The following is a 12,560-nucleotide window of genomic DNA, read 5'->3' on the forward strand; positions in this document are numbered from 1 at the left end:
ACTCGACACGCGGCGGGTTCGCCCGCCCCGCGCCGGTCACCGCAACACCCGCGTCGGCTTCGGTCGACGCGGCACGAATCGATGATCCGCCTCGGCGGGTCGTCCCGGTCTGGAGCGTGGCGCCGCAGCGGCGACAGCCAGGACGGGGACAGGGCCGGACCACCGGCGGCGCCAGGCGCCGCGCGCGACGTCCAACGGCTCGGGTTTCATCCGCCGCGCGCGTGCGGCCGCCCTGCAGGGGCGCCGGCGCGCAACGGCGGCACGTTTGACTCGCCGGCGCCCGGACCCTCGGTCTCGGGCATCGGTCTCCGGATGCGAACCGATGGCCACCACGATCACGTCGACGTCGAGCACCGCCACGACGGCCTCCACCGCCTCGTCCAGCACGTCGACTTCGTCCGGCACGACCAGCAGCGCCAGCACCACCAAGAGTTCGAGCGCGGCGTCGGTGATCTCCTCGCTCGGCATCGGCACCACGCTCTCGCTGTCGTCGCTGCTCACCGGGCTGATGCAGGTCGCGAGCATTCCGCTGACGACGTATCAGGCCAACAAGGACAGCGTCAACACCGAGATCTCGGCCTACGGCACGCTCAGTTCCGCGCTGACCACCTTCCAGACCGCGATCAGCAACCTCACGCTGTCGGCCAACTTCAAGTCGCTCGCGGCGAGCTCCAGCAACACCAGTGTCGCGACAGCGTCGGTCTACACCGGTGCGTCGGCCGGCAGCTATACGGTGGCGGTGTCGCAACTCGCGCAGGCACAGACGCTGGTCGCCAGCGGCCAGAGCAGCCTGTCCACCGCGATCGGCGGCAACACCAGCACGACACTGACGTTCGATTTCGGCACGGTCAGCACGACGACGGGCACCGACGCGGACGGCAACGCGACCTCCAGCAGCAGCTTCACGTCGGCCGGTACCACCAAGACGCTGACGATCGACAGCACCAACAACACGCTCGCCGGTATCCGCGACGCGATCAACGGGGCGAGCCTCGGGGTCACCGCCTCGATCGTCAACGATGGCAGCGACACGCCCTACCGACTGGTGATCACGTCGAACACCACCGGCGCGGCGAGCGGGCTGAAGATCAGCGCGAGCGGCGACAGCACGGTCGCCGGCATGCTCGCCTACGACCCGGCCAGCACCGGCTCGCAGGGCATGACGCAGACGGTGGCCGCCCAGGACGCGAAGCTGACCGTGAACGGCCTATCGCTGAGCAGCGCGACGAATACGGTGTCCGGTTCGCTGCCGGGCTTCACGTTGAGCCTCGCGCAGACCGGCTCGACCACGCTCACCGTCAGTAACGACACCGACACGATCGCAACCAACATCGCGACCTTCGTCGATGCGTACAACACGCTGCTGACGTCGATCAACACGCTGACCAACTACGACGCCAACGATTCGTCGAAGAACGGCGCGCTGCTGGGCGATTCGACGGTCAACAACATCAAGAGCCTGCTGCAGCGCATCGCGACCAGCTCGATCGACGGCGGCGGCACGCTCAAGACCCTGGCCGACGTCGGCATCAGCTACGGCAGCGACGGCAGCCTGTCGCTCGACGCCACCACGCTGAAAAGCAAGCTGTCCAGCAATCTGTCGGACTTCGCGGCGTTGTTCGGCACGGCCGGCACGACGACCGATGCGCGCGTTTCGTATTTGGCCGCCGGCTCCAGCACGCAGGCCGGCACGTACAAGATCGACATCACGCGCGCCGCCACGCAGGCCAGCGCAAGCGGCACCGCCGCGGCCAACCTGACGTCGGCCTCGTCGAGCAAGATCTCGCTGACGGTCGCGCTCAACGGCGCGACCGTCAATATCTCGATCCCGCAAGCGACCTACACCAGCGCCGATGAACTGGCGAAGGCAGTGCAGACGGCGATCAACGACGACAGCACGTTCAAGACGGCGGGGAGTGCCGTCAACGTGTCGGCGAACAGCGACGGGACGCTGACGATCGGTTCCACCGCGTACGGTTCGGCTTCCAAGTTGACGGTGACGGGTCTGTCGGCCTCGGCATTGTTCGGCACGAGCAGCCTCAGCGCCACGGATGGCGTCGACGTCGCGGGCACCATCGGCGGCTTCCAGGCCACCGGCTCCGGGCAGACGCTGACCGGCCAGACCGGCACCGCGGTGGCGGGCCTCGCCGTCGAAGTCAGCGGCGACACGACCGGCGAGCGCGGCACGGTGTCCTACTCGGTCGGCTTCGCCGCGCAGTTCTACTCGTACGTCGCCGACGTGACGAGCACGAGCGGCGCCATCGCGACGGCCACCGGCACGCTGGACGACAAGGTAACCGCGATCACCACGCAGATGACCAAGTTTCAGGCTCACCTGGACCAGGTGCAGGCCAAGTACGAAGCGCAGTTCACCGCGCTGAACGCACTATTGACCAAGATGAAGACCGCGTCGAGCCTGCTCGATGCGCAGTTCAACAGCACGACGAGCAGCTGATCGGCGCCACCTCGCGGCGACGCCACACTCGACCCCATCGTTTCGACGGAGCAAACCATGTACGCCCCCTCCTCCTTCGGCGCCAACGCCTACGCCCGCATCGGCACCGACACGGGCGTGGTTGGTGCCAGCCCCCAGCGGCTGACCATCATGATGTTCGAAGCCAGCCGCACGGCGATCGCACAAGCGCGCCTGCACCTGCGCGCCGGACGCCTCGCCGAGAAAGGCGTGGCCATCGCGAAGGCAGTCCGCATCATCGGCGGGGGCCTGAAGGAAGGCCTGGACACGGACAACGGCGGCGACCTCGCCGCGCGTCTGGTCGGCCACTACGATTCGATGCTGCAGCAGCTGACCGAAGCCAACCTCGGCAATGACGAGACGCGCCTCGCCAACGTCGATCAGATGCTGGCGGTGCTGGAAAACGCCTGGCGCACCGCCGTGCCGCCCCAGGCGCCGGTTGCCCAAGCGACCGCCGGCCATCGCCCGGTGGGGTATACGGCATGAGCGACTTCCAACACATGATGGTCCGCTACGAAGCGCTGGCCGACATGATGCAGGAAATGCGTCAAGCGGCCGACAGCGCGCAGTGGGACTGGCTGGCCAGCGTCCAGTCGCGCTACTCCGGTCTGGTCGACGCGCTGCGCCTCGACGCGGTCGACGACGGCAGCGACCGCTCGGCGCCGTTGAACGCGCAGGAACGCGCGCGCAAGCACGACGTGATCCGTCGCATCCTCGACGACGACGCGAAGATTCGCGACCTGCTCCACCCGGAACTGGCGCGCCTGTCCGCCTTGCTCGCCACCGGCCGGCAAGGCCGCGCGATGCAATCGGCGTACGGCGCGCGCCGCGACTGAGCGACGGCATCCGACCGGCGGCCGCGCCGTCGCGCGGCCGTCCGCCGACACGAGGAACACGATGAATGGCATCGACCGCATCGTCACGCCGGTGGCACCCGTTCGCACCGATGCGCTCGGCGGCGTCACCGGCGGCCGGGCCGCGCTCAACACCGACGCTGGCGTGGGCGGTGGCCAGCAGTTGCAAAAACAGTTGCATCAGCAGCTCAATACCGCGCTGACGCAGGGCACGCCATCGCAGGGCGACGGTCGGACCGCGCGCGGTGCGGGCGCGGCGGCCTATGACGCGCAGGCGACGGCCGCGAGCCGTGCCGTGTTGAGCGCCGATGCCCGCACGCTCGACGCCCTGCTGCGCCTGCCGGGCGAAGCCCCCGTGATCGACGCCGACCGCCCGCTCTGCCCGGTCTCGCCGTCGGCGGCGCGCGCCGCGCTGCCCGACGACCCGCACGCGCAGGTCGTCGCCGGCACGCAATTCACCGCGCTGCTGGCGCGGGCGCTGGTGACCACGCTGGAAAGCAGCGGCCTGTTCTACGAATCGCATCTGGCCCAGTGGGCAACCGGCCAGCGCGACCGAACGTTGCTCGACGGCGAGCCGCAGGCCCGCTTCCAGGCACAGGCGTCGACGCCCGGCGGGGCGCAGGCCGACACGCCGCCGTCCTTGCTGGCTACGCTGCGCGCGCCCTTGGCCGACACGCTGTCGGCCTTGTCCGCCTTCACCGGCCTGGACCTGGACGGAAGCGCGGACCCAACCGGTGGCACAGCGAAAGGAAGCGGTGACGCCGCGATTGCCAATGTGCCCGAAGCGCTGCAGCGCCTCGTCAGACAACAGTTGGAGCTACTGCAGACACCCCTGCTCCGCTGGCACGGCGAAGCGTGGCCCGGCACATCGATGGCCTGGGAAATCGAGCAATCGGAGCGGCGCAATAGCGATGGCGGCGATGGCGGCGCCGGTCAGGACGCGGATGGCGGCAACTGGCGGATGCAGTTGCGCCTGGACCTGCCGGCGCTGGGCGCGGTCGATGTCGAGCTGCAACTGCAGGATGCGCGGCTCAGCGCGAAGCTGAAGGCATCGCCGCACAGCGCGGCCACGCTGCTGCACGCGAGCGAAGCCCTGCGCCGTCGCATCCAGGCGGCCGGCATCGAACTGAAGACCTTGAGCGTGCGCGAATTCGCCGTACGGGGCGGCACGTGAGCGGCGCCCGCCGCACCGCGGTCGCGCTCGGCTACGACCGCACCGGCGAAAGCGCGCCGACCGTCGTCGCCAAGGGCTACGGTCTGGTGGCCGAGCAGATCGTCGCGCGCGCCAAGGCGGCCGGACTGCACGTGCACGAATCGCCCGAATTGGTCTCGCTGTTAATGAACGTCGGCCTGGATCGGGAAATACCGCCAGCCCTCTATCAGGCGGTGGCGGAGCTGCTGGCCTGGCTGTACCAGTTGGAAGCCGGCCACGAGGCGCCGGAGGCCACGATGCCCTAAGCCGGCCGTGCTCAGACTTGCATCTGCATGATCTCGGAGTAGGCGCTGACCAGCTTGTTGCGCACCTGCACCGCGGTCTGGAAATTGATATTGGCCTTCTGCATGTCGATCATCACGTCGCTGAGACTGACGTCGCTGCTGCCCATCTCGAATGCGCGCGCCTGTCCGAGCGCGCTCTGTTGCGACGCGTTGACCTTGTCCAACGATTGTTTCAGCACGCTCGCGAAGTCCGTACCGCCGACGCCGCCCGCCTCGTCGAGGCCCGCGCCATCGGTCTTGCCGACGCCCGCGGCCTTGCCCGCGCGCCCAGTCGCCGGCACGCCTGCCGCTTCGCTCGCCAGCGCACGCAATTGCGACAACGCACTGCCCATCGGATTGATCGAGGATTCCATCGCGCGGTTCGGGGCGGGGCGCGCTGCGACGCGGTCCGCCGGATTGGACGAGTTTGCACTGTACGCGGCGCCGTGGCGAGTCGATCGTCGCATTTGGCACGATAAGCAGCCGCTTATCGGCCGATCGAGCCGCGCCCCGCGCGTGGATAATCGGCCCCGACAGTCGCCATGGCGCGTGCCGCCGGCCACCCCAGAATCCTACCCGCCGCGCGGGACCGCCGCCCGCCGGAGTCAGCCGATGAGACGTTCCAGATGAGCACCCTGCCGCCGGCCACGAGCGCGCCGGCGCCGCGCGAGATCGACGCGCGCGCGCCGATCATCGCCCGCCTGCGCGCCAACCGTCGTCTGCCGCTGATCGTTGCGGCCGCGGCGGCGCTGGCCGCCATCGTGGTCCTGATCCTGTGGGGCCGCGCACCCGATTACAAGGTGCTGTACAGCAACCTGTCGGATCGCGACGGCGGCGCGATCATCGCGCAACTGCAGCAGATGAACGTGCCGTACCAGTTCTCGGGCAACGGCGGCGCCATCCTGGTGCCGGCCGAATCGGTCCACGAGGCGCGTCTGCGCCTGGCCTCGCAAGGCCTGCCGAAGGGCGGCTCGGTCGGTTTCGAATTGCTCGACGCGCAGAAATTCGGCATCAGCCAGTTCGCGGAGCAGGTCAATTACCAGCGCGCGCTGGAAGGCGAACTGGCCCGCACCATCGAATCGATCGCGTCGGTGCAGTCCGCGCGCGTACACCTGGCGATTCCGAAGCCGACCGTGTTCGTGCGCGAACAGCAGAAGCCGTCGGCGTCGATCGTGCTCAACCTGTTCGCCGGCCGCGCCCTCGGCGACGCGCAAGTCAGCGCCGTGGTGCACATGGTCGCGTCGGCGGTACCGGGCATGTCCGCCAAGAACGTCACCGTGGTGGATCAGAACGGCGACCTGCTCACCGCCCAGCAGGCCGGCAGCGGCCTCGACGCGGGCCAGCTCAAATACGTGCAGCAGATCGAGCAGAACACCAAGCAACGCATCGAGGCGATCCTCTCGCCGTTGTTCGGACCGGGCAATGCCCATGCGCAGGTCAGCGCCGACGTCGACTTCTCGCAAAGCGAGCAGACCGCGGAACTGTTCCAGCCGAATCCGCAACCGCAAGCCGCCGTGCGCAGTCAGCAAACCAGCGAGACGCGCGACATCGGCATGGCGCCGCCCGGCGGCGTGCCCGGCGCCCTGTCGAACGAACCGCAGGCCGCGCCAAGCGCGCCGGTCACCAACGCGGGGCCGCGCGGCGCCGCGCAGGGTCCGGGCGCCGCGACGGCGGCGAGCGAAGCGCAGACCGCCAACGGGCCGTCGAGCACGCGGCGCGATGCCACCACCAACTACGAAGTCGATCGCACGGTCCGCCACATCGAGCAGCCGATGGGCGGCGTCAAGCGGCTGTCGGCGGCGGTCGTCGTCAACTACCGTCAATCGGTGAACGCCGCCGGCAAGACCGTCGCAACCGCGCTCACGCCGGAACAACTGGCGCAGACCGAGGCCTTGGTCAAGGAAGCGATGGGCTTCGATCCGAAGCGCGGCGACACGGTCAACGTCGTGAACAGCGCGTTCTCGGGCAACGACGCGCCGGTCGGCGACGCGCTGCCGGCGTGGCGCCAGCCGGAGAACATCGCGCTCGCGAAGGACGCCGGGAAATACGCACTGATTGGCCTGCTCGGCCTGTACCTGTTCTTCGGTGTGCTGCGTCCGTCGCTGAAGAAGCTGCTGAAGCCGCCGGTGCCCGCGTTGGAGGCGCCGGTCGCGGCGCCCGCGCTGGCCAATGCGGAACCGCTCGTCGCCACGCCGGTCGGCGTGGCCACCGACGCGGACGAGACGCCCGCGCTGGCCGGGCACGACCGCAACCTGCAGTTCGCGAAGCAGATCGCGCAGCAGGATCCCAAGGTGGTCGCCACCGTCGTCAAGAGCTGGATAAGCGATGAACGCTGAAGGACTCCAACGCAGTGCCATCCTGCTGATGTCGCTCGGCGAGGACGAGGCGGCCGAGGTCTTCAAATACCTGGCCCCGCGCGAGGTGCAGCGCCTGGGCGCCGCGATGGCCCAGCTCAAGACCGTGTCGCGCGACCAGATCGATTCGGTGCTGGCGGACTTCGTCGACGAAGCCAAGCAGCACACCGCGCTGAATCTCGATTCCGGCACCTACATCCGTGCGGTGTTGACCAAGGCGCTTGGCAACGACAAGGCGGCCGGCCTGATCGAACGCATCCTCGAAGGCGGCGACACCAGCGGCATCGAAGGCCTGAAGTGGATGGAGTCGTCCGCCGTTGCCGAGCTGATCCGCAACGAGCATCCGCAGATCATCGCGACGATCCTCGTCCACCTGGATCGCGATCAGGCTTCCGAGGTGCTGGAGTGCTTCGTCGAACGTTTGCGCAACGACGTCGTGCTGCGCATCGCGACGCTCGACGGCATCCAGCCCGCGGCGCTGCGCGAGCTCAACGACGTGCTGACCAAGCTGCTGTCGGGCAGCGATAACATCAGGCGCACGCCGCTGGGTGGCGCGCGCACCGCTGCGGAAATCCTGAACTTCATGGGCGGCGCCAACGAGGAATCGGTGATCGAGAACGTCAAGCGCTATGACGGCGACTTGGCGCAGAAGATCGTCGACGAGATGTTCCTGTTCGAGAACCTGCTCGAGGTGGACGACCGCGGCATCCAGACGCTGCTCAAGGAAGTGGAGTCGGAATCGCTGATCGTCGCGCTCAAGGGCGCGCCGCCAGAGTTGCGCGACAAGTTCCTGCGCAACATGTCGCAGCGTGCGGCCGACCTGTTCCGCGAGGACCTGGAGACGCGCGGCCCGGTGCGCGTGTCGGAAGTCGAGACGCAGCAGAAGCAGATCCTCCAGACGGTGCGCCGCCTGGCCGACGCCGGCACGATCGTGATCGGCGGCAAGGCGGAAGACTCCTATGTCTGAGTCCATCATCCCGAAGGAAAAGCTCAGTGCGTTTCAGCGCTGGGAAATGGCGTCGTTCGATCCGCCGCCGCCCCCGCCGCCCGCGCCCGAGATCGATCCGCTCGCCGTGGCGCGCGCCGCGGCCGAGGCGCAGGGCTTTGCCGCCGGGCGGCAGGCCGGCCTGGCCGAAGGCTACGCCGCCGGTCACGCCGAGGGCTTGGCGGCCGGCCACGCGCTGGCTCGCGAAAACGCGGCGCGCCTCGCCGAGCTGGCCGACGCGTTCACCGCGGCAGCCGACGCGCTGAGCCAGGAAGTGGCCGAGGCGCTCGGCGCCGCCGCGATGGACATCGCCCATAGCGTGGTCCGGCAAGCGCTGCAGACCGACCCGACCGTGGTCCTCGGCGCGGCGCGCGAACTGCTCGACAGCGAGCCGCCGCTGCTCGGCGCACCGGTCCTGTTGGTCAACCCGGCGGACCTGCCGGTGGTCGACGCTTATCTGGCCGGCGATCTCGCCGCAGCCGGTTGGTCGGTGCGCAGCGATATCACGATCGCGCGCGGCGACTGCCGTGCCAAGGCGGGCAGCGGCGAGATCGATGCGACACTGGCGACGCGCTGGACCCGCGTGGTGACCGCCCTCGGCAAGGACCGTCCGTGGTGACGCCGGCGCGACCGGCCGTACCGGCCGCACCGGCCGCACCCGCCATGCGCGCCGTCGCGGTCGAGAACGGCGCGGACCCGATCGATCCGGCAATTCTCGCGTCGGCGGGCCTGCGGTGGGGCGCGGTCGACGACTCGGCCGCTGGCGCCGCCGACGGCGACGCCTACGCCGAGCCGCTGCGGCAGCCGTCGCAGCACGGCGCGGCCGCTTTGGATGCCGCGCCGGCGCAGCCGCCGGTGCCGCTGAACGCGGCGGCCGCCGCGCACGCCGCCCGGTGGCGGACCTGCATCGGCGCCCTGGGTGAACAGAGCGCACGCGTGCTGCCCTACGCGCGCAGCGGGCGCATCGTGCGCGCCGCCGGCCTGGTGCTCGAAGCGACCGGGCTGACGCTGCCGCTCGGCGCAACCTGCCTGATCGAACTGCCCAATACGTTGGCCCGGCCGGTGCCGGGCGGTCCGCGCGTTGCCGCCAGCCACGCGGAAGCGGAGGTGGTCGGCTTCAACGGCGAGCGGCTGTTCCTGATGCCCACCAGCGACCTGTCCGGGCTGGCGCCCGGTGCGCGCGTCGTGCCGGCCGATGCCGGCCTCTGTGGCCCGGTCGAAGCGAAGCGTCTGCCAGTCGGCTTCGGCATGCTCGGACGCGTGGTCGACGCCGCCGGCCAGCCGCTGGACGGCAAGGGACCGATCGATGCCCAGGCCAGCGCACCGCTCGGTGCGCCGGTGCTCAACCCGCTCGAACGGGAGCCGATTCACCAGGTGCTCGACGTCGGCGTGCGTGCGATCAACGCGTTGCTGACCGTCGGGCGCGGGCAGCGCATGGGCCTGTTCGCGGGCTCCGGCGTCGGCAAGTCGATGCTGCTCGGCATGATGGCCCGCTTCACCGCAGCCGAAGTGGTGGTGGTCGGGCTGATCGGCGAGCGGGGCCGGGAAGTGAAGGAGTTCATCGAGGAGATCCTCGGCGCCGAGGGGCGCGCACGCGCCGTCGTGGTGGCCGCGCCCGCCGATGTATCGCCGCTGCTGCGCATGCAGGGCGCCGCGTATGCCACCTCGCTGGCCGAATATTTCCGCGACCAGGGCAAGCAGGTGCTGCTTATCATGGATTCGCTGACGCGCTACGCGATGGCGCAACGTGAGATTGCGTTGGCGATCGGCGAGGCGCCGGCCACCAAGGGTTATCCGCCCTCGGTCTTCGCCAAGCTGCCGGCACTGGTCGAACGAGCCGGCAACGGGCCCGCTGGCGGCGGCGGGATCACCGCCTTCTACACGGTGCTGACCGAAGGCGACGATCAGCAGGACCCGATCGCCGATTCGGCGCGCGCCATTCTTGACGGGCACATCGTCCTGTCGCGCACGCTGGCCGAAGCGGGCCACTATCCGGCCATCGACATCGAGGCCTCGATCAGCCGCGTGATGTCGGCGCTGCTTGACGACCGCGCGTTCGACAAGGTCCGCTTGTTCAAGCAGATGCTGTCGCGCTATCAGCGCAATCGCGACCTGATCAACGTCGGTGCCTATCAGAGTGGACGCGATCCCCTGCTCGACCGGGCCATCGCGCTGTATCCGCAGATGGAGGCCTATCTGCAACAGCGCCATCGCGAGCGCTGCGGCCACGGCGAAGCCGTCGCGCAACTCACCGCCTTGCTGGGCGAAACCGCCTGAGGTCCGCTGCGATGGCGCACGGTCTGCCGTTCCCGATGCTGATCGATCTCGCCCAGCGCGAGGTGGACGCCGCCGCAAGCGCGCTCGGCGCGCAGCAAAGCCGCCTAGACGCGATGCGCCAGCAAGGCGACGGCCTGAACAGCTACCGCGCAGAGTACGCCGGCCGCATGCGCGCCGAAGCAAGCCAGGGCATGACGATGGCGTCGCTGCGCAACTATCATCAGTTCCTGGCCAATCTCGACGATGTCCAGATCCGGCACCGGGGCGATGTTGCGGCGCAGGAGCGGCTGGTCGAGACGGCGATGCGCACCCTGCAGGCCAAGCAACTGAAATTGAACTCTTACCAGGCGCTCGCCGAACGCGCGAGCCGGGCCGCGGCAGCGCGGCAAGCGCGCGTCGAGCAACGGCAGACCGACGAGTTCGCGGCGCGCCGCGCGCGTGACCGACAAGCGGCGGAATGACACGATGAACAACAACGATCTCTTGGTCACGCGCAGCGCAGCCACGGCGTCGATCCACGCCAATGCGACGGCCGAGCGGCGCGCGGCCGCGCAGACGCGCGACGAGGCAGCCGATGCGGCCAGCGCGACTGCTGCTGCCAACGCGAAACGCGCGCTGCGCGGCAGCGGCGAGGGCACCCCGTCGCAAGGCTTTGGAGACGCCCTGCGCGAGGCGCAGGCGCGCCAGGACACGCAGGACGCGAAGCTCGACGCCGTGCGCGACACACGTGCATCGCACGGCGCGGCCGAACGGGCGGGGCAGCTACGCGATGCGCGCGCGGCGCAGAACGAACGCACCGCGCAATGGCACCGGCAAGCGCTCGAACTGATCGACCGCGCTGGCCAGCGCGCCGCCGAACAGCGCAACGCGGCCAGCCCGGCGGCGTCCGCACAAGGCGGTCGCGTCAGCGGCGACGACGATGCCGATCCGGAAGCCTCGGCGGCACGCAAGACGCGTGGCTTGCAAGCTTCCGGCGATCGATCCGACGCGCAGGCAACCACGACTGCCACGGTCACGCCAACGCCGATCCCGCCGGTCGACGTGGCGGCCGGCGGCAACGCCACGATCGCGCCACGCACGCCGGCCGGCGACGCACAGTCGGCCAGCGACGACAGGACGGCTGGCGTCGACCCGGACGGCGCGCGGGATTCCGCCCGCAACGTCGGCAGTGCGCCGCGCGCCGCCGCCCTGGCGGCGTCCGGCGCGAGCGACGCGGCCGGCGACGCCGACTCATCGAAGGACGCCATCGTTGCCGGGGGGACATCAGTTGCAGCGGCGTCGAGTACCGGCTCGTCAGCCGCTCATGCAGCCGCTCATGCAGCCATATCCGCGCGCGACACGTCAGCGTCCACGCCCGGCAGTGCCGTCCGCGACACTGCTACCGCCAGCGCGCCGTCGCGCCTCACCGATTCGCTCGCCCGCATCGCCGATCTCGACGATGCCACCGGCGGCGTCGCGACCCCGCTCGGCGACGCGCGCTGGGGCGCTGACTTCTCCTCGCGGGTTGCGGTGCACGCGCGCGGCGCCGCGACCGACATCAGGCTTTCGCTCAATCCACCCGAACTGGGTCCGCTGCAGATCGTCCTGCAGGTGGTGGATCGCCAGGTCAGCGCGCAGATTCTGTCGCCGCATGCCGCGGTCCGCGAGGCGGTGGCCGCCGCGCTGCCGCAACTGCGCGAGCGACTGGACGCCAGCGGCATGACGCTGGGCCAGACGCAGATCGCCGATGCGCCGACGCTCGCCGCGTCCTACGGGTCGGACGGCAGCGTTTTCGACAGCGCTTCGGGTAACGGTATGGACAACAGCGCGGGTAACAGCGCGGGCAGCGGCGCGCAAGCCGATACGCGCGGCCGCGGCACGTTGCAGCGGCGTCCGGGCTTGACGGCGATCGCCCCATCGCACACATCGGCAAGCCAGCAACTCGACAGTGCCGCGCGGTCGGTCCTGACAAGCGCGTCAAGCGGCGACGCGCCGGCCATCGACACGTTCATCTGATCCGGCTGCTTCCGCGCGAGCCGGCAGCCAGCGCCGCCGCTCGCGCCGCCTCTCGTGCTGTCTCTCGTGCTGTCTCTCGTGCTGTCTCTCGTGCTGTCTCTCGTGCTGTCTCTCGCCCTGTCTCTCGCCCTGTCTCTCGCGCCGTC

At 69.8% G+C, this 12,560-nt stretch carries 13 protein-coding genes; 11 read left to right on the plus strand and 2 right to left on the minus strand.

Annotation, left to right across the window (positions count from 1 at the left end):
* Positions 1-36: 36 nt before the first annotated feature.
* On the minus strand, positions 37-477 hold the full coding sequence (locus tag BLU54_RS23565) for a hypothetical protein (RefSeq protein ID WP_170844983.1): 441 nt from the start codon (positions 475-477) through the stop codon (positions 37-39).
* Here BLU54_RS23565 and fliD point away from each other — a divergent pair.
* The 5 genes from fliD (at position 449) to BLU54_RS02280 (ending at position 4,785) form a co-directional block, all read left to right on the plus strand.
* The gene (fliD, locus tag BLU54_RS02260) at positions 449-2,455 is read left to right on the plus strand and encodes a flagellar filament capping protein FliD (RefSeq protein WP_170844984.1); all 2,007 of its coding nucleotides are present in this window, start codon (positions 449-451) and stop codon (positions 2,453-2,455) included. The genes BLU54_RS23565 and fliD overlap by 29 nt on opposite strands.
* 57 nt (positions 2,456-2,512) lie before the next feature.
* Positions 2,513-2,959, plus strand: a complete 447-nt coding sequence (gene fliS, locus BLU54_RS02265) for a flagellar export chaperone FliS (protein ID WP_091904108.1) — start codon at positions 2,513-2,515, stop codon at positions 2,957-2,959.
* Positions 2,956-3,309 carry a flagellar protein FliT gene (locus BLU54_RS02270; protein WP_091904111.1) on the plus strand — a complete coding sequence of 118 codons (354 nt, stop codon included), beginning with the start codon at positions 2,956-2,958 and terminating at the stop codon, positions 3,307-3,309. Before fliS ends, BLU54_RS02270 begins: the two co-directional genes overlap by 4 nt.
* 61 nt (positions 3,310-3,370) lie before the next feature.
* Complete coding sequence (gene fliK, locus BLU54_RS02275) at positions 3,371-4,501, plus strand: flagellar hook-length control protein FliK (protein WP_091904113.1); 1,131 nt, start codon at positions 3,371-3,373, stop codon at positions 4,499-4,501.
* Positions 4,498-4,785, plus strand: a complete 288-nt coding sequence (locus tag BLU54_RS02280) for an EscU/YscU/HrcU family type III secretion system export apparatus switch protein (protein ID WP_091904115.1) — start codon at positions 4,498-4,500, stop codon at positions 4,783-4,785. Before fliK ends, BLU54_RS02280 begins: the two co-directional genes overlap by 4 nt.
* A gap of 11 nt (positions 4,786-4,796) precedes the next feature.
* Here the strand turns inward: BLU54_RS02280 and fliE are convergent, their stop codons facing one another.
* Positions 4,797-5,177 carry a flagellar hook-basal body complex protein FliE gene (gene fliE, locus BLU54_RS02285; RefSeq protein ID WP_091904117.1) on the minus strand — a complete coding sequence of 127 codons (381 nt, stop codon included), beginning with the start codon at positions 5,175-5,177 and terminating at the stop codon, positions 4,797-4,799.
* Between the two features lie 252 nt (positions 5,178-5,429).
* Between fliE and fliF the strand changes: the two genes are divergently transcribed.
* From fliF to BLU54_RS02315, 6 genes are read left to right on the plus strand one after another with little or no spacing between them, the layout of a single operon-like run.
* The gene (fliF, locus tag BLU54_RS02290) at positions 5,430-7,139 is read left to right on the plus strand and encodes a flagellar basal-body MS-ring/collar protein FliF (RefSeq protein ID WP_170844985.1); all 1,710 of its coding nucleotides are present in this window, start codon (positions 5,430-5,432) and stop codon (positions 7,137-7,139) included.
* Positions 7,129-8,124: a flagellar motor switch protein FliG gene (fliG, locus tag BLU54_RS02295; protein ID WP_091904121.1), complete on the plus strand. Its 996-nt coding sequence runs from the start codon at positions 7,129-7,131 to the stop codon at positions 8,122-8,124. Before fliF ends, fliG begins: the two co-directional genes overlap by 11 nt.
* Positions 8,117-8,761: a flagellar assembly protein FliH gene (locus BLU54_RS02300; protein ID WP_091904123.1), complete on the plus strand. Its 645-nt coding sequence runs from the start codon at positions 8,117-8,119 to the stop codon at positions 8,759-8,761. The genes fliG and BLU54_RS02300 overlap by 8 nt, the downstream gene beginning before the upstream one ends.
* A complete protein-coding gene (gene fliI / locus BLU54_RS02305) occupies positions 8,755-10,419 on the plus strand; it encodes a flagellar protein export ATPase FliI (protein WP_407919390.1) in 1,665 nt (554 codons plus the stop codon). Before BLU54_RS02300 ends, fliI begins: the two co-directional genes overlap by 7 nt.
* A gap of 11 nt (positions 10,420-10,430) precedes the next feature.
* The gene (gene fliJ, locus BLU54_RS02310; RefSeq protein ID WP_091904125.1) at positions 10,431-10,880 is read left to right on the plus strand and encodes a flagellar export protein FliJ; all 450 of its coding nucleotides are present in this window, start codon (positions 10,431-10,433) and stop codon (positions 10,878-10,880) included.
* A gap of 4 nt (positions 10,881-10,884) precedes the next feature.
* A complete protein-coding gene (locus BLU54_RS02315) occupies positions 10,885-12,414 on the plus strand; it encodes a flagellar hook-length control protein FliK (protein ID WP_139169424.1) in 1,530 nt (509 codons plus the stop codon).
* Positions 12,415-12,560: the final 146 nt, after the last annotated feature.

This window comes from Chitinasiproducens palmae (assembly GCF_900095735.1).
GTDB classification, from domain to species: domain Bacteria; phylum Pseudomonadota; class Gammaproteobacteria; order Burkholderiales; family Burkholderiaceae; genus Chitinasiproducens; species Chitinasiproducens palmae.

Excerpts from the sequence above, each read along its gene's own strand:
- fliE (WP_091904117.1), bottom strand. The coding sequence starts at position 5,177 with ATGGAATCCTCGATCAATCCGATGGGCAGTGCGTTGTCGCAATTGCGT.
- fliF (WP_170844985.1), top strand. The coding sequence starts at position 5,430 with ATGAGCACCCTGCCGCCGGCCACGAGCGCGCCGGCGCCGCGCGAGATC.
- fliG (WP_091904121.1), top strand. The coding sequence starts at position 7,129 with ATGAACGCTGAAGGACTCCAACGCAGTGCCATCCTGCTGATGTCGCTC.
- fliK (WP_091904113.1), top strand. The coding sequence starts at position 3,371 with ATGAATGGCATCGACCGCATCGTCACGCCGGTGGCACCCGTTCGCACC.
- BLU54_RS02315 (WP_139169424.1), top strand. The coding sequence starts at position 10,885 with ATGAACAACAACGATCTCTTGGTCACGCGCAGCGCAGCCACGGCGTCG.
- BLU54_RS02270 (WP_091904111.1), top strand. The coding sequence starts at position 2,956 with ATGAGCGACTTCCAACACATGATGGTCCGCTACGAAGCGCTGGCCGAC.
- fliJ (WP_091904125.1), top strand. The coding sequence starts at position 10,431 with ATGGCGCACGGTCTGCCGTTCCCGATGCTGATCGATCTCGCCCAGCGC.
- fliS (WP_091904108.1), top strand. The coding sequence starts at position 2,513 with ATGTACGCCCCCTCCTCCTTCGGCGCCAACGCCTACGCCCGCATCGGC.
- BLU54_RS02300 (WP_091904123.1), top strand. The coding sequence starts at position 8,117 with ATGTCTGAGTCCATCATCCCGAAGGAAAAGCTCAGTGCGTTTCAGCGC.